This is a genomic window from Stakelama pacifica, assembly GCF_004361835.1.
Taxonomy (GTDB): Bacteria; Pseudomonadota; Alphaproteobacteria; order Sphingomonadales; family Sphingomonadaceae; genus Sphingomonas; species Sphingomonas pacifica.
On the sequence record NZ_SNWD01000019.1, the window covers coordinates 33459 to 53255 of the forward strand.

The 19797-nt window shown below is 65.7% G+C and carries 22 protein-coding genes, 1 pseudogene and 1 riboswitch; of the genes and pseudogenes, 13 read left to right on the plus strand and 10 right to left on the minus strand.

What is annotated here, in order from left to right:
* Positions 1–48: 48 nt before the first annotated feature.
* Together EV664_RS17920 and EV664_RS17925 are read right to left on the minus strand one after the other, a co-directional pair.
* Complete coding sequence (locus EV664_RS17920) at positions 49–1200, minus strand: TDT family transporter (protein WP_133497065.1); 1152 nt, start codon at positions 1198–1200, stop codon at positions 49–51.
* The gene (locus EV664_RS17925; RefSeq protein ID WP_133497066.1) at positions 1197–2069 is read right to left on the minus strand and encodes a LysR family transcriptional regulator; all 873 of its coding nucleotides are present in this window, start codon (positions 2067–2069) and stop codon (positions 1197–1199) included. Before EV664_RS17925 ends, EV664_RS17920 begins: the two co-directional genes overlap by 4 nt.
* Before the next feature lie 311 nt (positions 2070–2380).
* Between EV664_RS17925 and EV664_RS19700 the strand changes: the two are divergent.
* The 3 genes and pseudogenes from EV664_RS19700 to EV664_RS17935 all read left to right on the plus strand — a co-directional run.
* Positions 2381–2449 (plus strand): annotated as a pseudogene (locus tag EV664_RS19700) (hypothetical protein); the annotation flags it as partial.
* A 70-nt stretch (positions 2450–2519) separates the two neighbouring features.
* Positions 2520–3284, plus strand: coding sequence for a molybdopterin-dependent oxidoreductase (locus EV664_RS19705; RefSeq protein ID WP_268237696.1), 765 nt, complete (start codon positions 2520–2522; stop codon positions 3282–3284).
* Complete coding sequence (locus EV664_RS17935; protein WP_052149081.1) at positions 3281–3793, plus strand: MgtC/SapB family protein; 513 nt, start codon at positions 3281–3283, stop codon at positions 3791–3793. Before EV664_RS19705 ends, EV664_RS17935 begins: the two co-directional genes overlap by 4 nt.
* A gap of 51 nt (positions 3794–3844) precedes the next feature.
* On the opposite strand, the gene EV664_RS17940 is transcribed toward EV664_RS17935, so the two are convergent.
* From EV664_RS17940 to EV664_RS17955, 4 genes are read right to left on the minus strand one after another with little or no spacing between them, the layout of a single operon-like run.
* Positions 3845–4615, minus strand: coding sequence for an anti-sigma factor family protein (locus EV664_RS17940; RefSeq protein WP_037529333.1), 771 nt, complete (start codon positions 4613–4615; stop codon positions 3845–3847).
* Positions 4612–5121 carry an RNA polymerase sigma factor gene (locus EV664_RS17945; protein ID WP_055982122.1) on the minus strand — a complete coding sequence of 170 codons (510 nt, stop codon included), beginning with the start codon at positions 5119–5121 and terminating at the stop codon, positions 4612–4614. The genes EV664_RS17940 and EV664_RS17945 overlap by 4 nt, the downstream gene beginning before the upstream one ends.
* Position 5122: 1 nt before the next feature.
* Entirely contained in the window at positions 5123–6562 is a 1440-nt protein-coding gene (locus EV664_RS17950; protein ID WP_056496544.1) for a YncE family protein, read from the minus strand.
* Between the two features lies 1 nt (position 6563).
* The gene (locus EV664_RS17955; protein ID WP_229668351.1) at positions 6564–6929 is read right to left on the minus strand and encodes a DUF305 domain-containing protein; all 366 of its coding nucleotides are present in this window, start codon (positions 6927–6929) and stop codon (positions 6564–6566) included.
* Positions 6930–7093: 164 nt separating this feature from the next.
* Positions 7094–7170, plus strand: a riboswitch (Fluoride riboswitch).
* 23 nt (positions 7171–7193) lie between these two features.
* Between EV664_RS17955 and EV664_RS17960 the strand changes: the two genes are divergently transcribed.
* Positions 7194–7535, plus strand: a complete 342-nt coding sequence (locus tag EV664_RS17960; protein ID WP_037529335.1) for a hypothetical protein — start codon at positions 7194–7196, stop codon at positions 7533–7535.
* A gap of 711 nt (positions 7536–8246) precedes the next feature.
* Here EV664_RS17960 and EV664_RS17965 read toward each other — a convergent pair.
* From EV664_RS17965 to EV664_RS17980, 4 genes are read right to left on the minus strand one after another with little or no spacing between them, the layout of a single operon-like run.
* Positions 8247–9794, minus strand: coding sequence for a type IV secretory system conjugative DNA transfer family protein (locus EV664_RS17965; RefSeq protein WP_133497067.1), 1548 nt, complete (start codon positions 9792–9794; stop codon positions 8247–8249).
* Positions 9794–10078, minus strand: coding sequence for a hypothetical protein (locus tag EV664_RS17970; protein ID WP_018251386.1), 285 nt, complete (start codon positions 10076–10078; stop codon positions 9794–9796). Before EV664_RS17970 ends, EV664_RS17965 begins: the two co-directional genes overlap by 1 nt.
* A complete protein-coding gene (locus EV664_RS17975) occupies positions 10075–10302 on the minus strand; it encodes a conjugal transfer protein TraD (protein WP_026189172.1) in 228 nt (75 codons plus the stop codon). Before EV664_RS17975 ends, EV664_RS17970 begins: the two co-directional genes overlap by 4 nt.
* Before the next feature lie 16 nt (positions 10303–10318).
* Complete coding sequence (locus EV664_RS17980; RefSeq protein ID WP_081614895.1) at positions 10319–10645, minus strand: conjugal transfer protein TraD; 327 nt, start codon at positions 10643–10645, stop codon at positions 10319–10321.
* A 171-nt stretch (positions 10646–10816) separates the two neighbouring features.
* On the opposite strand from EV664_RS17980, the gene traA reads away from it, so the two are divergent.
* From traA to EV664_RS18025, 9 genes are all read left to right on the plus strand, one after another.
* The gene (traA, locus tag EV664_RS17985; protein ID WP_133497068.1) at positions 10817–13753 is read left to right on the plus strand and encodes a Ti-type conjugative transfer relaxase TraA; all 2937 of its coding nucleotides are present in this window, start codon (positions 10817–10819) and stop codon (positions 13751–13753) included.
* 9 nt (positions 13754–13762) lie between these two features.
* Positions 13763–14500 (plus strand): DUF6118 family protein, encoded by a 738-nt coding sequence (locus tag EV664_RS17990; RefSeq protein WP_133497069.1) that lies wholly within the window; start codon positions 13763–13765, stop codon positions 14498–14500.
* Positions 14500–14769, plus strand: coding sequence for a TehB family protein (locus EV664_RS17995; RefSeq protein WP_133497070.1), 270 nt, complete (start codon positions 14500–14502; stop codon positions 14767–14769). The genes EV664_RS17990 and EV664_RS17995 overlap by 1 nt, the downstream gene beginning before the upstream one ends.
* 9 nt (positions 14770–14778) lie before the next feature.
* Entirely contained in the window at positions 14779–16071 is a 1293-nt protein-coding gene (locus EV664_RS18000) for a serpin family protein (protein WP_229668352.1), read from the plus strand.
* Positions 16072–16120: 49 nt separating this feature from the next.
* Positions 16121–16654 carry a hypothetical protein gene (locus EV664_RS18005; protein WP_133497071.1) on the plus strand — a complete coding sequence of 178 codons (534 nt, stop codon included), beginning with the start codon at positions 16121–16123 and terminating at the stop codon, positions 16652–16654.
* Positions 16655–16862: 208 nt separating this feature from the next.
* Positions 16863–17036 (plus strand): WGR domain-containing protein, encoded by a 174-nt coding sequence (locus EV664_RS19580; protein ID WP_229668353.1) that lies wholly within the window; start codon positions 16863–16865, stop codon positions 17034–17036.
* A 520-nt stretch (positions 17037–17556) separates the two neighbouring features.
* A complete protein-coding gene (locus EV664_RS18015; protein WP_133497072.1) occupies positions 17557–18189 on the plus strand; it encodes an RNA polymerase sigma factor in 633 nt (210 codons plus the stop codon).
* A 309-nt stretch (positions 18190–18498) separates the two neighbouring features.
* The gene (locus tag EV664_RS18020) at positions 18499–19422 is read left to right on the plus strand and encodes a GGDEF domain-containing protein (protein WP_229668354.1); all 924 of its coding nucleotides are present in this window, start codon (positions 18499–18501) and stop codon (positions 19420–19422) included.
* On the plus strand, positions 19419–19619 hold the full coding sequence (locus EV664_RS18025) for a hypothetical protein (RefSeq protein WP_133497074.1): 201 nt from the start codon (positions 19419–19421) through the stop codon (positions 19617–19619). Before EV664_RS18020 ends, EV664_RS18025 begins: the two co-directional genes overlap by 4 nt.
* Positions 19620–19797: the final 178 nt, after the last annotated feature.

The window sequence follows — 19797 nt, forward strand, 5'->3', positions numbered from 1 at the left end:
GGGCGTTCTGCAAGTGATCGGACCGACTGATCCGATCATCAGGGTGGATCAGTTCGGGGTAGCGATGCAGGGCGAGACGAACAGGTTGCCGCGCCACGCTCCGGCGAGCGTCTTGGCACCGACCAGCAGCCACATCGCCGCGAGCGCGATCGTCAGCACCGTGCCGACGATACCGAAGAAGCCGAGGTTCAGCGTCGTACCGAGGCGGAAGGTGGCGACGGTGTAGACGCCGAGCGGGAAGGTATAGCCCCACCAGCCAAGGTTGAATGGGACGCCGGCGCGCCAGTAGCGGACGGTGATGAGCGTCGCGAGGGCCAGCCACCACAGGCCGAAACCCCACAGGCAGAGCCCGGCGACGACGCCGATCCCTTGCGCGACGGTACCGACACCGACCAGCCCGTGCGCCGCGAGGATCGCCGGCGCATCCGCCCCAAGCACCAGCATACCCAGCGCCCCGGTGCCGATCGGCCCCAGCGCGAGCCAGGAGGATGCCGCCATGCTCTCGTGCGGGAGCTTGTGGAGCGCCATGCGCAGGATCAGGATAGCGAGGATGCCGAACGCGACCGGCACCGAATAGGCCCACAGCACATACGAGGTCACGAGCGTCACGATCTGCGCGTGGGGATCGGTCAGATGCGGCGCGAGCAGCCCGCCGCTGGCACCCGCCACTTCCGCTGCGACGACCGGCAGCAGCCATACCGCGGTCATGCCGTCCAGGCTGTGCTCGTGGCGGGTGAACATCAGGTACGGGAGGAGCACACCGCAGGCGAGCGACATGGCGACGTCGATCCACCACAGGACATGAGCAACCGGCACAATGCCGTCCCCGAACCGCGCGATGCCGAAGGCTAGACAGCCGTTAATGATCGTTGCGAGGCCCATAGGGATGGTCCCGATGAACATCGATACGGTGTTATGCCCGAAGATGCGCCGCGCCTCGTGCCCGAACATCGCCCAGCGCGCGCCATAAAGACCGGCGAACAGGATGAAGAGCGCGATGTTGAAGAACCACAACACCTCGCCGACCGGCTTCAGCGCAGGTCCGATGCCGGGCACCTGCGGCAGCGCGAGCGCGAGGATGCCCGTGCCCATCGTTGCGGCGAACCAGTTGGGTGTGAACTGGCGGATCATCTCGCGGGGGTGATCGAGCCGGCTGAGCGGCTTGAAGCCGCTTAGAACGGAGTGCGTGTCGGCATTCATGCGACCTGCTCCTTGATGAGGTCCGTCAGCGCGTCGGCCGCGCGGGTGCGATAGCGTTCCTTGTGGCGCAGCGCGTGGAAGGCGCGATCGGGCAACCCAAGCGGCAGCTCGACCAGATCGCCGGCCTTGAGCGCGCGTGCGACGACCAATCGCGACAACACAGCGACGCCGGCACCGGCCTCGACCGCGGTACGCACCGCTTCGTTAGACGGCAGCGTGATGGCGACCGTCAGCTGCGTCGGATCGAATCCGCGCGTTCGCAACACGTCCTCGAAGGTCGAGCGCGTGCCTGATCCCTGCTCGCGGACAATCCAGCGTGCAGTGCGAAGCCAGTCCTCGTCGACATGCCCGACGTCCTCGCGGCCGACCAGTACCATCGGGTCACGCCCGACGATCCAGTGGGCGAGCGCCGGTTCGTTCACCTCGCCCTCGACGAACCCAAGTTCCGCCGCGCCGCTGAGGACTTGCGCTGCCGCGCCCTCAGTGTTGTCGATCCCCAGCTCGACCGCGATCTGCGGGTGGCGCTCGTGGAAGGCGGCAAGCCTTGCGGGCAACCAGTAGCTTGCGATCGTCTGGCTGGCGACGATCCGCAACGAACCACGGGCAAGCCCGGCATAGTCTGCCAGCATCGTCTCGGCATGCGCTGCCCGCCCCAGCACCGCGCGCGCTTCCTCCAGAAAGCCGCGGCCCGCTTCGGTCAGCTGGATGCCACGCCCGACGCGGTGAAACAGAGGAACCCCGTAGCGCGCTTCGAGGGCCGCGACCGCGCCGGAGGCAGCGGACTGCGTGACGTTCAGCACCTCTGCTGCCTTGGTGACGTGTTCGCGCTCGGCGACACCGACGAAGATTCTGAGCTGCTCCAGGGTCATGCAGCTTGTATCGCGCAAACTGATCGATACGACCAACCGTTTGATCTGTTCGTTCCAATCTGTATATCGGAACGATCGGTAATCCTTCGTCTGCGATAGTTTTGAAGGTTTGAAGCGATCCGCGCGCTTGCGGCGTTGGTTCGTCCATGACTGATATGATCGAGCGCAAATCCGATCCCTACAACGCCGAGCCGACGCCCGGCGCGCTGATCGAGCGGTTCCTGACGCCGCAGGCGCTCTTCTACGTGCGCAGCCATGGTGCAGTGCCCGATCTGTCCGCCGATCACCGGATCGAAGTGAGCGGGACGGGCATGGCGAGCCGCTCCTTCTCGGTGGAGGAACTGAAAAGCGCGTTCGCCACGCGGACGGTGACGGCAGTTCTCCAGTGCGCCGGCAACCGGCGCACGGATCTTCAGCAGGTCGCAAAAACGTCCGGCGACCCGTGGGGACGTGGGCGCGATCGGCAATGCGGAGTGGACCGGCGTACGACTGTCCGACGTACTGGATGCCGTCGGTGCGCCGGATGCGTCCGACCTGTTTGTGGCGTTCACCGGCGCGGACGAGGTGGACGTCGAAGGCGAGGAAGCATCGTTCGGGGTCTCGATCGCGATGGACAAGGCGCGGCAACCCGACGTCCTCATTGCCTGGGCGATGAACGGCGAGCCGCTGACGCCCGAACACGGCGCACCGCTCCGCATGGTGGTGCCGGGCTATGCCGGGGTGCGGAGCGCCAAATGGCTGATACGGATCGAGGTGCGCGACACGCCATCCGACGCACCGATCCAGGCGCACGACTACAAGCTCTTTCCTGCCGATGTGACGAGCGACACCGCCGACTGGAGCCAGGGTCTGACCATCAATGCCATGCCGCTCAACGCCGCGATCTGCGTGCCCGGCTCTGGCGAAAGCCTGCCGGCCGGGGAGGTGCGCATCGAGGGCTATGCCATCGCCTATGATCGCCGCGTCTCTCGGGTCGAAGTGTCGGTAAACGGTGGTCGCGACTGGCAACAGGCGACGTTCACCGATGATCCGGAGGCGCACTGGGGTTGGCGGCGCTGGACCCTCGACGCCACGCTCGCCAAGGGGCGCCAGCACCTTGTCGTGCGCGCCTTCGACGAGACTGGACAGGGTCAGCCCGAGCGGCCGGATACGATGTGGAACTTCGCCGGCTATCTGTGCACCGCCTGGCATCATGTGGACGTGCTGGTCGAATGATCGAAGCATCAGCGGCATCGGACCTCGGCTTTTGGATCGATGCGATCGGGCGGCTGGTGGTGGCGACCGCGGCTGGGATGGTGCTCGGCTGGGAACGCTCGCGCGAGAACCGGCAGATCATGGGCTTGCGGACGCTGGGCCTCGTCGGTCTGGCGAGCTGCATCGCCGTGCAGGCGATCGTGCACAGTGGCTTGCCAAATGTGAACGCCGATGCCGCAGGACGGGCGATGCAGGGCATTCTGTCCGGCGTCGGCTTCATCGGTGCCGGCGCTGTGCTGCGGGTCGGCCAGGGTCAGGAAGTGCATGGATTGGCGACCGCCGCGTGCATCTGGGTCACGGCCACGATCGGCGCGGCAGCAGGGTTGGCGGTGTGGCCGCTCATCATCGGCGGGTTGAGCCTTGCGATGCTCGTACTGTTCGCGGGCGCTCCGCTCGAACGTCGCATTCGCGAGCGGGCCAGGCTGACTCCGGCAGAGGCCGACCGGAAGGATGCCGAGCGCAAGCCGTGATCCCGCTGGTCCGCCCAGTGCCTGTCGGCGCTAAGAAGCGGCCAGGCGCTATCAGGAGACAAGCCCCGCATCGGCCTGGCGCCGGACCTCATCGGCGATCGGATGCAGCTCGGCAGCGGGTCGCTCGCCCACTACACTATAGCCGATCCCGTCGACAGCCCATGTGACCCGGCCCATGGTCCCGCTGGACGTGCTGGTCATGCTTGCGCTCTTGTCGATTTGCATAGGCCTCGTCAGCACCGCGAGCTTTGACGCTTGCGGTCCATCGTAGAGGAGAAGAACCGCAGGGCCGTGGGGCGTCGCGACCAATCGCCCCCCGCCATAGCGGTAACCGGCTGTGCTGAGGTCCGGGATGGTCACGCGCTCACCCAATCGGGCGGAGGTCCACCGGATCAGCATGGCGCGCTGGTCGGGGCCGATTTCCGCCGGTCGTATCCGGTCGGCGGCATAGACACGGAAATTATCACTCGCCTCGTTGGCCAGCGCCGCGATGCCCGCGCGGGGTTCGCCGCTCCAACGCGCACTCGACCAGCCCCCGCCAAACCCGACCGCCAGCAGAAGCGACGCGGCGATGGCGAGTTGCCAACGCGGTTGGCGTTGCCGTCCCCTGATGGCTGCGACGCGCATCGTCGCCGGGATAGGTTCATCCGCGATTGGAGCGAAAAGCGATGCAAGGGCTCGCGCCTGCTCCGCCTGCTCCCGCAAACGGGCATGCACGTCCGGCTGGCCTTCAAGGTAAGCGTCGACCAGACGCTGCCGCTCGGGCGACAGCCTGCCATCGATCCACGCGGCCAGATCGTCCTCTCCGATCGGGCTGGTCATCGAATACTCCTTAATCGTGGCCGTTCACCCTCCCGGAGGAGCGTCGCCAGACGGTCGCGCCCCCGCGATATGCGCGACATCACCGTTCCCAGCGGCACACCGACGACGGCAGCGACTTCCCCATATGACAGACCTTCGACGGAAATGAGGAGCAGCACCGTCCGCTGCTCCTCGGGCAACGCATCAAGTGCGCGCAACAGGTCTCGGTGGTGCAGGCCTGCGTCCTGATCGGCCGGGCGACCGAGCGCAACGTCGTCCACGAGGTGGAGCGGAACCGCCGTACCTCGCCGGACATGCTGCCGCTTATGATCGACCAACAGATTATGCAGGATTGCATAGACCCAGGGGCGAACCTCCGTCCCGCGTCGTTGCCGCCAGCGCCCGACCGCGCGCTCAAGGCAATCCTGCACCAGGTCATCCGCCATCGCCTGATCGCGCAACCACGACCGGGCATAACGGCGCAGACCGGGGACCAGGGGCTCGATCGCGGCGGCAAGCGGGTCCATCTCAGTCGCGCTGCACCTGCACGATGCGGCCCGGTGCGCCATTCACTACCTCGGCGACCGCCAGAAAGCGCCGGGGGGCCGCTGCACTGCCCTGAACGATCTGCCGGATCGGACCCGATGCGTTGACGATCGCCGCACCTGCCGGATTGCTCATGAAGTTCGCAAGCGGCTCTACCGCACCGCTGCCGTCCGCGTTGGCGGTGAGCACGAGCATGTAAGGCTTCTTGGGCTGCAAACCGGTAACGGCACTCTGCACGACCTGAATGATGCCCTGGTCGAAGAGGGTAATGCTGCTTGCCGCACCATTGCCGCCAATCGGCCCCATGTTCAGATGCACCGCCTTGCCTGCCGTACCGAGCGGTTGGAGATTGTCGGTGCCGGGGCCTGTCGGAACAGCGTTCGGCACATAGGCGATCGCCTGCGGTGCCTGTCCGACCGGCACGGTGGCAACGACCTTGTTGCCGGCGGTGTCGATCGCGGCAAGTTCATCGGCATTCTCCAGCCCGACATAGATGCGCCGGCCGTCGCCCGATGGCCAGACGCCGTGCGGCATCTTGCCGACCGGGATGGTGGCGACAAGCGCGAAGTCGGACGTGCGGAACACCTTCACCGCGTTTTCCCCGCCCACCGTGACATAGGCGAACTGTCCCTTGACCGTGCGGGCGAAGTTGACGTGATTGGTGATCGGTCCGGTATCCAGCACCTTGAGGATCGCGAAAGGCGGCTTGGCATCGAATGCGACCGTCTTGCCGATGTCCTTCAGCGTGAACCAAACCTGCTTGCCGTCCGGCGTCGCGGCGATGTTGGGACAGAACGGACTCGGCTGCGCCACCTGTCCGACCTGCGCGTGGGTCGAGACATCGAACACGGCCAGCACCGGATTGAATGAGGAACAGACATAGCCGTATCGACCATCGGGAGAGAAGATCGTCATGCCCGGACCACCGGGCGTCTTGATGCGACCGGTCTCCTTGTACGTCGTGGGGTCGAGCACGGCGATGTAATCCTCGCCGCGTACCGTGACCCACACCTCCTTGCCGTCCGGCGTGAAGAACGCCTCATGCGGACTGCGCCCGACATAGGTCGTGTGCTTGACGGTGTTGGTGGCGGTGTCGATCCACGACACGGCGTTGGATCCGATCGACACGACCGCCAGTGTTTTCCCGTCCGGCGAGAAGCCGAGGCCGTGAACCAGCACCTGCCCCTTGTAGAGCGGGGAAAAATTCATCGGCTGCGGATCGCCGAGCTTGATGACGCCGAGCAACCTGTTGTCGGCCGGGTCCGTTACCGACACCGTGTTGGAGAATTGTTCGGATGCATAGACGCGGTCGCGGTGGCTGACAGGCACGTCCTTGGCGTTCCACGGCGCCTGCTGAGCCATGGCAATGCCCGGTGCGGCGCTCATCAGCAAGGCGGCCGAGAGCAGGAAGGTCCGGATCATGTCAGTGCTCCATATGGCTGTGGTGGTCGCCGCCCTGCGTCGGGGCTGGCGTCGAAGGGGGTAGCGGCTGACCGATCGCCAACTTCATGGCGGCGATCTCCTGCTGCTGATCGATGATGATCTCCTGCGCGATGCGCTTGAGCTGCTCGTTATGGCCGTAGCGCAGCTCTGCCACCGCCATATCAATGGCGCCCTGGTGATGCGGAAGCATCATCGCGACGAAATCGCGGTCGACGTCGCCGGACGGCTTGACCATCATGCCCGCCATCATCCGGTCCATCGCGGCAGATACCATGCTGGCGTAGCCATCGGCGGGGGCGGCCGCGACTGCGCCGGTGAGCATGGCCGAAGCAGTCAGACCCAGCATCCAATTTCGTCTACGCATAAGCCTCCTGCGGATCAGTCTCGAAAGGGTAGACGACGCCCGTCGGGGTTTATTCCATGGGTGAGCCAATTATTGATCCTCAGCAAAACAATCGTCTCATCGTGACCCTGCCGTTGGTTGACCAGGTCGCCGTCGGACAGCATATGCTCGGGCACGGCGATGGATTTCCGCCGGGCCATTCGGCCGAACCGCCCTCGCAAGGGCCGATGATTCCTACCAGGCGCCGTAAGGCAGCAAGGAGGAATCGTGCGCGCGACATTTCGCAATCTCTACGACCAGTTCAACATGGCAGCGTTCATTCGCGATCGCCGCACCCATGCCATGTCGGTGCTGCGGTGGGCTTTGATCCTGGTCCCGATGGCCGCAACGGTGGGAACGCTCTGCGCAGCCTTCCTGTGGAGCCTCGATGCCGTAACCCGGATTCGCTTCGCCTTTCCCTGGCTGCTCTACCTGCTGCCGATCGGCGGGTTCGTGGTCGGACTGCTCTACCATCTGACAGGGCGCTCGGTCGAAGGTGGCAACAATCTTATCGTCGAGCAGATCCACGAAAAACTCGGCAAGCAGGCAGTGCGACGACCTCGCGCGTAATATGACTGCGTTGAGGTGACCAATTTTAACAAGAAGTTGCAAAGATAGGCATGATACGAGAAGAATATTGCCCTGACCGACGCCTCTTCCGAGCCGAAGCAACTTTTTCAACAGCCTAGAACGGTTATGACACCGCTCAAAGACAGCTTTCAACCATCCCGAAATCTGCCTGTCGCCTAACCACCGATCCGTGTCGTTCGCTGTTCGTTCGGGCCTGGCGTACGCAAAGCGCACTTTCGTGCAGTGACCCCACATAGTCAGGCAGCCGTATTCACAGTCTAGATCGAACTTAAATTGTCGTGGGATCACACACCGAAGCGTCGTGGGATCACACACCCTACTATCGTGGGATCACACACCGAATCACGTGGGATCACACACCGGGGGTTCCCGGAAGGCCGCAGGAAACGTGGGTTTTTTGGCCCATTTTCCAGCCTTAACCTTCTTAACGATTCCTATTTAACAGAATCTCTTAACCCACCAGCACTCCGCACCCGGATAGCTCGAAGACATTGCGGAATTGACCCTACGGGCCAATGCGCCTTTGTTTCGTGCCGGCTATCGCCGTCACAAGGGCGGCCTATCGGCCGCAGGCTTCCAGGAGAAGCAAAGCGGATCGGGCGGTGTGTGCCTGTCAGCGTTAGGCCCGGCGGACAGGGCAGGTCAGGCGATATCCCAAAGCTCACCGTTGCACCTTGCCGGTGTGTACGATCACGCCGGATCGAACAGGCGGGCGAACTCGCGCTGATCGTAATAGCGGATTTTCTTCGCCCAGAGCGGGCGTTCGCCCTGCCGCAGCAGCAGAAGGGTGTCGGCGGGCATCCGCATGATTTCGTCCGGTGTCACCAGCCTGCGCGCGGCGACGTGGCCGCTGACGCTGGTGGAATGGTCCGGGCTGTCGAACCAGCTCGTTTTCTGTGACGTGCTGGCGGTCTCATATTCGATCGTGGTGTCGCCGATCGTGCGCGAGAGCATGTCGGCCGTCGCATGATCGTTGACCCCGAATGTCTGGACCACGCCGGCATTGGACAGGAAGGTGCCGGCGCGTTCGCCATAGAGCGCGCGGAGCTGGTGCATGTCCTGAAGGATCGGCCAGAGCTGGAGGCCATAACCCGCCATCAGCCCCATCGCACGTTCCACCGGCTCCAGTCGGCCGAGGGCTGCGAACTCATCGAGCAGGAACAGCACCGGGCTTGCCGGGCGGGCAGGGGATCGCGCCATGTCGGTGACGGCCTGCCCGACCAGCAGCCGCAGCCAGCGCGCATAGGTGTCGAGCCGATCGGGCGGGAGGCACAGGAACACGGTGCCCGGCCGCTCCTTCAGGTCCGCGAACCGGAAGTCGGATGCCGAGGTGCTGTCCACCAGGCGCGGGCTGTCCATGAAGTGGGTGTGGCGCTGCGCCGAGGAGAGCACGCCCGCAGCCTCCCGGTTCGACTTGCCGAGCTGGCGATTGGCGGCGCGCGCGATGAGGCCGCCGGCGCTGGTGCTGGCCTGCATGTCGGCGAGCAGCGTGGCGAAGCCGGCGGGATCGCGGGTGAGCTTGTCGCGCACGGTCGCCAGCGTGACGCGGGCAGGGGGCTCGTGGACGACGGTGTGCAGGATCACGCCGGCGATCAGCGCCTTGGCTTCCTCGTTCCAGTGTGCCTCGCCCGATTGCCCCGGTGCGTCATGGACCAGCGCATCGGCGATCGTCTGTGCATCCTCCGCCAAGTCGGGGCTGGTCGGATCAAGCCACGCCAGAGGGTTGTAGCGGGCCGTGGGGCGCCCCGAGACGCCGAAGGGGTCCAGGCACCACACATCGCCCTTGGCGGCCCTCGCACGGGCTGTGACGCGGGCATTCTCGCCCTTGGGGTCGATGCAGACCACCGAGCGGTCCAGCGTGAGCAGGTTGGGGATGATCGTGCCGACGCCTTTCCCTGAGCGGGTAGGGGCCATCGTCAGCAGATGGGCGGGTCCGTCGTAGCGCAGCAGCTTGCCGCCTTCGATGGAGCGGCCGATCAGAAGATCCCCGTTTCCCTCAAGCCGGCGCACGTCTCCCCGATCGCCGAAGCGGGCCGAGCCGAGCAGCGAGCTGCGCCGGTTCGCGGCGCGGCGATTGACGCGCCAGGCCAGGAACAGGATCGCGCCGGCCAGCAGGAACGGAATGTCGGTGGCAATCTCGCCATAACCGAAGATGCCCTTGAGCCAGCTATGGCTGGCGAACAGCACGACCGCGGCGACGAGCACCGCGAACAGCGGGCTGATCCGCCGGCCGGGCATCAGCCGGCCCGTTCCAGCGGCGTGATCGCCAGCCCCGGATCGGCGTTGGGATGATCGTAGAGCTTGAGGATGATTTGCGTGGCGAGGGGAGGGGGCACGGCCTCGTCGCGAAGCATGTCGAACAGCGCCTCATCCTCCGCGTTCAGGTCCATGCCCTCGATGGCGAGATTGGCGCGGGAGTCCGCGTCATCCTCGCGCCACATCGCGGCTTCCGCAGGCGTGCCGCGTACATAGTCGAGCGCGCGAACTTCCGTCCGGAGAGCGTCAAGGTCGAGCGTCGTCATGCCACCGTCTCCTTGCCTTCCGCTTCCGCGTCAAAGGCCCGCTTGCCGCGTCGCTTCCAGAGCGCCACCATATCGCTGGCATCATCGCCGCGAGCGCGTCCGACCAGTTCGAGCAGCGCACCGTAAATGGTCGCGCGATCGTCATCAGCAAGATCGACCAGACCGGCCTTTTGGACGAGGCCGCCCAGCTCGATCAGGTGGCGGGTGCGTTCGCGCCGTTGCACGACCCAGCCCCGCGTATCAGTCCGACGCCGTGTCGCTTCCAGACGCTGGATCAGCGCCTGGTTGCGTGCCAGCGCTGTCACGGTTGCCGCCAGCAGTTCGCCCACCTTTGCGCCCGCGCCGCTGAAAGAAAGCCGCGCCCTTCGATCGCCACGCCTCCTTCGCTTCCGCGTTCTGTGAGGCGACGGCATCGAGTAGCACGCCGGCGAGTGTTTCCATGTCGAGTGAATCGGCACCCGTGGCGGTGACGAGCTGGCCGAGTTGTTCGACCCGGCGCGCCTTCAGACTACGCGCCTTGTCCTCCAGCGCTTTCAGCTCCGCGTTATAGTCCCGCACCTTGCGCATGGTGCTTCCTTTCTCCGCGTTTTTGACCGCAGCAGCCTAGCAAACCTATAGGGGAGGGCAACCCACATCAACAGCCAGCACCGAGTCAATCAGGAGATGCGAAGCAGATCATGAGTGCGCGCTTATACGTCGTTGCCGACGTGTGCTAAGTAAGGCAGATTGCAGAGCGCGATGGCGATCTACCATTTCAGCGCCAAGGTCATCAGCCGCGCGAACGGCTCCAGCGCGGTTGCGTCGGCTGCGTATCGCTCCGCATCCGAGCTGCACGACGAGCGGCTTGGGCGTGACCACGACTTCTCGAACAAGGCCGGCGTCATCCATTCCGAGGTGATGCTGCCGCAAGGCGCGCCGGAGCGTTTAAGCGACCGCACCGTGTTGTGGAACGAGGTGGAGGCAGGCGAGAAGCGCAAGGACGCGCAATTGGCGCGCGAGGTGGAGTTTTCGATCCCGCGCGAGATGAGCGAGAAGCAGGGCGTTAGCCTCGCGCGCGATTTCGTGGAAAAGGAGTTCGTCCGGCGCGGGATGGTCGCCGACCTCAACGTGCATTGGGACCATGCGAAGGACGGCAGTCCTAAGCCGCACGCGCATGTCATGCTGTCGATGCGCGAGGTGGGACCGGAGGGGTTCGGCAAGAAGAACCGCGACTGGAACAGCAATGAGCATCTGAAGGGCTGGCGTGAGGCATGGGCGGCTCATGTGAATGAGCGCATGGCCGAGCTGGGGCTGGAGGGGCGGATCGATCATCGCTCCTATGCCGACCAGGGCATCGACCTTGAGCCGCAGCACAAGATCGGGCCGGCGGCGTCGCGTATGCCCGGACAGGGGCTTGAGGCCGAGCGGGTCGAGGACCATGCCCGGATCGCCCGCGCGAACGGCGAGAAGATCCTCGCCAATCCGGAAATCGCGCTCGACGCCATCACGCGGCAACAGGCGACATTCACGCAGCGCGACCTGGCGCAGTTCGCGTTCCGGCACAGCGACGGAAAGGATCAGTTCGACCAGGTGATGAGCGCGGTGCGGACCTCGCCCGAGTTGGTGGCGCTGGGGAAGGACGGGCGCGGCGAGGACCGCTTTACCTCGCGCGACATGATCGAGACGGAGCAGCGGTTGGAGCGCGCCGGCGATCGGCTTGCGGATCGGGCGGGGCATGGTCTCCCGACGGCAGCGTGGGATCGTGACGCCGCCGTCGGAAGTGGTGGCCTGACACTCGGGGCAGAACAGCAGGCCGCGCTGTCGCATATCACCGGCAAGGGCGATCTTTCAATTGTGGTCGGCTATGCCGGCACCGGCAAATCGACCATGTTGGGCGTGGCGCGCGACGAATGGGAGCGGGCCGGCTATCAGGTGCGCGGGGCGGCCTTGTCGGGGATCGCGGCCGAGGGGCTTGAGGGTGGTTCCGGCATCGCCTCGCGCACGATCGCCAGCATGGAATATCAGTGGGAGCAGGGCCGCGAGCTGCTAGGCCCGCGCGACGTGCTGGTGATCGACGAGGCGGGCATGATCGGCACGCGCCAGATGGAGCGCGTGCTGTCGGAGGCGGAGAGAGCCGGGGCCAAGGTCGTGCTGATCGGCGACGCCGAGCAGTTGCAGGCGATCGAGGCCGGCGCGGCGTTCCGCGCGCTGGCCGAGCGGCACGGCGCGGCCGAGATCAGCGAAGTTCGCCGGCAGCATGAGGATTGGCAGAAGGACGCGACGCGGGCGCTGGCGACGGGCCGCACCGGCGAGGCGGTCCACGCCTATGCCGAGCATGGCATGGCCCATGCGGCCGAGACGCGCTTGGCTGCGCGGGGCGAGCTGGTGGACCGCTGGGACGCGCAGCGGCTTGCCCATCCCGACAAGACCCGGATCATCCTCACCCATACCAATGTCGAGGTGCGGGATTTGAACTTGGCCGCGCGTGATCGGCTGCGCGACGCTGGCGAGCTGGGGCATGACGTGCGCGTGTCGGCCGAGCGGGGCGCGCGCGAGTTCGCCAATGGCGACCGCATCATGTTCCTGAAGAACGAGCGCGGGCTTGGCGTGAAGAACGGCACGCTGGGCAAGGTCGAGCGCGTGTCGCCCGACAGCATGGCGGTGAAGCTCGACGATGGCCGCAGCGTTGCGTTCGACCTGAAAGACTATGCCCATGTCGATCATGGCTATGCGGCGACCATTCATAAATCGCAGGGCGTGACGGTCGATCAGGCGCATGTCCTCGCCACCCCCGGCATGGATCGTCATTCTGCCTATGTGGCGTTGTCGCGGCATCGCGAGAGCGTGCAGCTTCACTATGGGCGTGACGACTTCGCCGATCAGCGCCAGCTCGTCCGCACGCTGGGTCGGGAACGGGTGAAGGACATGGCCGGCGACTATGGGCATGAGGGTGCTATGGCCGAGCAGGACCGGGTGCGTGCGTTCGCCGAGCGGCGCGAGATCCGGTTCCCGGAACTCGCGCGGGAGATGGTCGCCAAGGTGCAGGCGAAGGCCAAAGGCATGTTCGCCGGCTTCCGCCCGAAACCGACGTCGCCCGAGCCGGCGCGCGACGGCAAAGGGGGTCCGAATATCATCGGCTCCGAGCGGGGATCGCCGGTGCCCAATCAGGCCAAGGCGATCGAACGCTATGCGCGCGCGCAGGCCGATATGGACCGGATGCGCGAGAAGGGCCTGCCTGTGCTCCCGCACCAGAAACAGGCGCTGGCGAAGGCCGGGGACGCGCTCGATCGGGTGCGCCCCCATGCGGCCCGGGATTTGTCGTCCGCGTTCGAGCGCAACCCCGCACTGGTGCGCGACGCGGCCGAAGGCAAGGCGGGCGGGGCGGCGCGGGCAATGGCCGAGGAAGCTCAGGTCCGTTCCAATCCCGAACTGCGCGCCGACCGCTTCGTGGAGCGCTGGCAAGGTATGGCGCGCGAGCGGGCCGAGCTCGCGCGCAGCGGCGATCGTGCCGGCGCGGAGCGCGCGGCCAAGAAGATGGACGGCTTGGCGGGAGGGCTGCATCGCGATCCGCAGCTCGAATCCGTGCTGCGGCGGCGCGCGCCCGAGCTGGGGCTGGAAATGCGTCGGGATCGTCCGATCAGCCAGGAATTGACCCGTTCGCTGGAAATTGGCCGCGATCGAGGGTTGAGCCGATAAGGAGAGACAATGGCGGACGAGGAATGGGAGGAAGGCGGCGACGCGGCAACGGAGGCGTTCGAGCAGGTGCGCGTTGCGGTCGAGCAGCAGCGCGGCGAACTAGCGTTGATGCGCCGCGCCATCGAGGGCTTGGCGGCCGAGCGCACCAGCATCGACGTGCCGGATTATTCCGAGACGCTGGGGCATGTCGTCCAGGGGCTGGAGGGCATCAACGGACGACTCGACCAGGTTACGACGGCCATCGTGAAGTCGCCGGCGTTGGCGATGACGCCTGCGCAGGTTTCGGCGCAGATCAATCGAGCGGCGGCCGACCTTCGCAGCGCCGATCATGCCGCCCTCGCCACCGCCACCAACGAGATGAAACAGCAGGGGCGCGAGCTGCGCACCGTCGTTCAATCGGCGCTGACGGCGCGGGATCAAAAGAACCGTCAACTATGGTTCGGGCTGGGCGGGTTGCTTATCGGCATCCTCCTCTGGTCCTTCCTGCCCGGTATGGTCGCGCGCGAGATCGCGCCGGCGAGCTGGCAATGGCCCGAACGCATGGCGACGCGGGTTCTTGCCGAGGCGACACCGTGGGATGCCGGGCAGCATCTTATGGCGAGCGCATCGCGGCCGAGCTGGGAGGCGATTGTCGCGGCCGACAGGTTGCTGCGCGACAATCGAGAAAAGATCGAAGGATGCCGGCAGACCGCAAGGAAGGCGGATCAGCCGGTGCGATGCACGATCCAAGTAGGAGCAGAGAAATAATGGTGCTTCCCTACCGCTCGACGCCCATATTCGATGAGGTGACATTGCCCGCTGCCCTGCGCTCCGAGCATCGCACCAAGGCCGGTGTGTGGGGCGTGATCCGGGCCATCGAAGGGAGATTGAAGCTCACCTATCTCGACGCTGCCTCTGAGGTGATCCTTACACCTGAGCGGCCAGGGCTTGTTCTACCGGAGCAGCCGCATTTCGTCGAACCGCTCGGAGCCATGCGGATGCAGGTCGATTTCTACGATCAGCAGCCAAGCCTCTAGGGAGCAGCCATGCCTAAAGCAGCCCTGTCATTCCCGCTTCTTGCCATCCTCGCGCTTGGTGGCTGTGCGATGAGCGAACCGGCCCCCAATATCGGCCCGCCTCCCGCCGGGCAGTCGGAGCGAAGCAGCGAGATCACGCCTTGGGGGCTGACCTATGGCGCGGCGGTGATGACCTCCAAGGTCTACCCGCACCTGGCAGCGGCGGCCGATGCGAACGCCAATCTGTTCATCTCCCCGGTCAGCCTGTCGCAGGGCCTGGGGCTCGCCTATCTTGGCGCGCGGGGCGGCACGCGCGAGGAGATCGGGCGCGCGCTTGGCTGGGATTCGGCCCGCAACGTCCCTGCGCTTATCAAGTCCTACAATGCCCAGCTCACCGACACCGGCGATGCCGATACCACGCTCGGCATCGCGAACGCGTTGTGGCTGGCGAAGGGACTGCCGATCCGGAACGAGTATGTCGCCGAGGCGCACGCCGGCTTCGGAGCGGCTCCGGAAACGGTCGATTATGCCGGAAACCCTGCCGGAGCAGCCGAGCGGATCAATGGCTGGGTTTCGCGCGAGACGAGGGGCAGGATTTCGCAGATCGTCTCTCCGAGCGGCTTCGGGGATGACACCGCCGCTGTGCTGACCAACGCGCTTTACTTCAAGGCGAAGTGGCAGGTGCCGTTCGAGGAGACGGAAACGCGGACCTTCACTCGTGGCGACGGCACGCGCATCCCGATCACGATGATGAAGCGGATTGGCCGGTTCGACTATCGCGAGACCCGGGAAGGGCAGGTAATCGCGCTGCCTTATGGCGGCGATGGCTTCGTGATGGAGATTTTCCTGCCGCGTGACGCGGCGACCCTGCGCCGCTGGGAGCGTGAGCTGAAGGGTGTCGATTTCTTTGCCGGCGAGCAGGGCGGCAATGATCGCTTTTCCTTGGCGGCGGAGCAGGCTCGCGAGATGCGGATCGTTCTGCCCCGCTTCGAAGCGAGGTTCGATGAGAGCGTGAAGGCAGCGCTGATCGCAGCGGGCATGCCAAGCGCCTTCGACCAGCAGCGTGCGGACCTGTCGGGGCTCGCCAGCGGTGCGCGCCTCGCGATCGATGACGTGGCGCACGCGACCTTTCTGCGCGTCGATGAGGAGGGCACCGAGGCGGCGGCGGCAACCGCTGTCAAGATCGTCGTGACCAGTGCGCGGATAGAGCCTCAGGTGCCGGAGATGGTGGTCGATCGTCCTTTCCTTGCCACCCTGCGAGACCGAAAGAGCGGCGCGGTGCTGTTTTTCGGGCGCATCGCCGATCCGACAGCGATTCCATAGGCGCACCCAGGCCATGCTCCGTTCAGCCGTGCGGGCGTAGCCTCCCGGTATGATGATGGTGTCGCTATCGCGAGCGATCGGCACGGCTCTGGCCGGTGCGGCGTTGAGCGCGTCCACGCCCGCCATGGCGTGCTCCTGCATCCTGCCCGACAATATCGAGGCAGCGGCGCGCGCGGCGTTCGCCAAAGCCGATCTTGTTGGTGAGTTGGAGATAGGGCGGGCGCCGGTGACGGCACCGCGCAGTTTCTGGTGCGGGTCGGACGGACGAGCGCGACTATGGTTCAGGCCCGGGCAGAAGATCGAGCAGAGCCGCCCCGCGCGCGTTATCAGCGTCACGAAGGGCCGCGTCTCGGGACCAATCAGCATCCGCACCAGTCCGGTGATGAACATAGCTGGCCGGTGCGGGACGACCGGGAATAGCTGCCAGGTGTCTCTCGGCCAAAGCGCCGTTCGGACCGGCCCCATGCTGTTTCGGCGCGTTGCGCCGGGCACCTATGAACCCTTGGATGTTTGCACCGAGTCGGCGTTCACCACCTGGCTCGAACAGCGCCAGAAGCGTCGCGCACTCCCGCAGACGCGGTAACGCTTCGAGGAACCATCGATTTCCTGAATCACGGGCGTGCCATTGATTCAAGAAAGTCGCCGGACTTGGAGAGGCTGATTTCGTAGGCTCCGCGCCATGAATGGCGCGAACCTTTCCTTGCCCGAGCCGATCGAGCTGGTGGCGATCGATCCGGCGCGCAACATCCGCCGGCGCTACAGCATCACCGCGATGCCTCGATCTTTTCGGCATGATCGTTGTGGAAACCCGCTGGGGTCGGATTGGCTCACACGGCCAGGCCCAGCGGCACGCCTTCATCGATCGCGCGGCGGCCGACCGCCACATTGCCGCGACCCTGCGGCGGCGCGGCACGGCCGAAACCCGGATCGGGGTGCCTTACGAGCCGGTGCCTGCCGAGGTTTGAGCCGCCACCGCCACGTCGGCTGCTTGAAGAAATCGGCCGGTGCTACGGCCAGCATGTTGCCGGCTCAAGCGGCGCCTCCTCTCCTGGACGACAGCCCTGACGACCATCGGCCGACCGTAGCGCTCCGCATTCTAGCCGATGGCGGCTCAGCGGAGCAGGATGATGGCGGTGCGTCGCGCGTTGTGCGTTCGCCTGTGAGCGCGACGCGCGCGATGGTCATGGCGCGCTCGCGTCGAAATGGACGCTCCGGGAAAGCCTCGCGCCAGATCTTCTCGGCCATCGATGCAAGCTCCTGCGGCGTCGGCGACCGAGCCTCACGAATGCATGCTATCAAGGCGCGCGGGAACAGGCGCTCCATCATCTCTCTCTCCGATCGCGATATGAGAGCCCTATAGCACGGATGCAGCCCTGATCGACCGAGACGGGACGAAGCGGGCCTTGAAGCGGTCTGGCCGGCAACATCGGCGGCTCGCGCCTCCTATATCGCTTGGGGGCAGGAGAGCCCTGCCCGGAGAATGAGATGCCGCCCGATGTGCCTGCCCGTGTTCCCTTGCCGATCGCCATGCCCGACGATGCGTTCGGGGCAGGGCTGATCGAGCAGGCGGCGGCGCTCAGCGCCTATGCGCGGCGACTGACCGGGGGCGGCGCCGATGCCGATGACCTTCTGCAGGACACCATGCTCCGGTGCTGGACCGCGCGCGCCAGCTTCGCGGCGGGAACAAGCCTCGCCGCCTGGACGCGGACCGTGATGAAGAACAGCTTTCTCACCGGTCGTCGTCGCGCCCGCTTTCACGCCGACCTACCCGAGGATGTGCGCGACCGCATGCTCCGGGTAGACGAGACCCAAAGCCTCGCCATCTGGCTGCGGGATACGGATTGGGCGCTCAGTGAACTCCCGCCCCACCAGCGCGAGGCGGTGCTGTTGGCGAGCCAGGGCGTGTCCATCGAGGACGGCGCGGCGCAGCTCGGCATTGCCGCAGGCACGTTCAAGAGCCGCATCGCACGCGGGCGAACTCGGTTGCGCGCCCTCATCGAGGGGCGATCGACGCCGCTGCTGGCCGACAGGAACGGCCGCGATGCGCCTCCGCTAGCGGCCAAACGGCTTATGCCGCCTAAGAAAAAGCGCGACTGGCGGGGCGTCAAGATCGGCTGATCCCCGGTGTGCCTGTCAGCTTGTTGCTTTTCTTAACAGTTTGCCGGTAGCGTGGCGGCGCTCACGGAGACGTGGGCGGAGGCGTCGAAACCTTCATGACATAGAGCCGGTCGAGCTTATCGACCGGGTGGCGGACGCGTATGTCCAAGGCCACCCGGCCCAAAGGCGGCCGCGCCTGAACTATGTCTCAGGTTTCGAACACCCGGTTCCAGGGCCGGCACGTCTCAAATAAGGGGCGTGCCGCCGGCTGTCCGGAACACTTGGCGCGACAATGAGCTTGGAGAACCTTTTGACCGAGTAGGGACATGCGTGAATAGCAATCTGCCTGTCGGCCGCCTCGCCGATCGTCTTCATTCCATGCCGCGCGAACGCGCCTGGTTCGCGATCCTCCTCAGCGTCACGGCGCTGGCGCTGGCGGACGCACATTTTCCCCGGATAGGTCTCGCGCCCTTCTATATCCCGATCGTCTGCGCCGCCTGCTGGGCGCTGGGAAGCCGCGCCGGCTATCTGGTAGCGGTCGTCGCGGCGGTCCTCGCCGTCGTCCCGCATCTCGCCGAACTGCCAAGGCTCTCCCCTGCCCTGCTGGGGGCGAGGATGGCCGTGCGCGCCGTCACCTATGTTTTCCTCGCCGCCATTGTTCTGAGCTTTCGCCGGTCCTTCGATCGAGAGCACCACCTGGCGGCGCGCGACCGCATGACCGATGCGCTCAACAAGGAGACGTTTCGCGAGCGGGTGATCCATCGTCTCGATCTAGCGGTGCCTGCCCGGCAATCCTTCCTGCTCGCGATCCTCGATCTCGACGACTTCAAGGGCCTCAACAACCGCCACGGCCATGTTGCGGGCGACGAGGTGCTGCGCACCTTCGCACAGGGCGCGCGGGGGATCATCCGGCGCGAGGATGATTTCGGCCGGATCGGCGGCGACGAGTTCGCTTTTCTGCTTCCCGTCCATTCGGCCGAGGAAGGGGTGTATTTCGCCCGCTCGCTTCACAAGCGCCTGTCATCGGTTCTGGTCGGCACGCCTCATCCGGTGACGTGCAGCATGGGCGCGCTGCTCATCCCGCCCGATACCCCGCGCGACGAGCCCTCCTTGATGCACGCGGTCGATCAGCTCATGTACGCGGTCAAGCGCGCCGGAAAGAACGCCGTGGAGATCGGCCGCGCAACGACCGATCGAGCTTTGGACACCCCTCTTCCGTCGAGGCCCCGGGTTCCCATCGAGGCATGTCTATGACGAACGACGACACGGCTCTATCGCTTATGAAGATGGCACTGGCCCTATTGGATCGGAGCGGCCGAGGCGCGACGGCCACCGCCGTCCATTTGCAAGCCGCGATCGACGCCGCGACCGGAGCCGGCCCGATGCAACCCGGCGAGCTGCTGGACGACGAGGGGGCGTTTCCTTTTGAGCCTCTTGCATCGCGTCAGTGAAGCAGCCCTGTTAGGCAGGGTTGAGCGCGCCAGAAAGCGCCCCGATCAGCAGCTCGCGCGAAGCGGGCTTGTGGCAGGTCGGGTGTCCGTCGTCAGAACATTTGGCACGACTCGCGGCGTAAATTAGCGGAGTGCGGGCCTCGTCAGGGGATGGATGTTAAGCGGCGAGCTTGCGGTG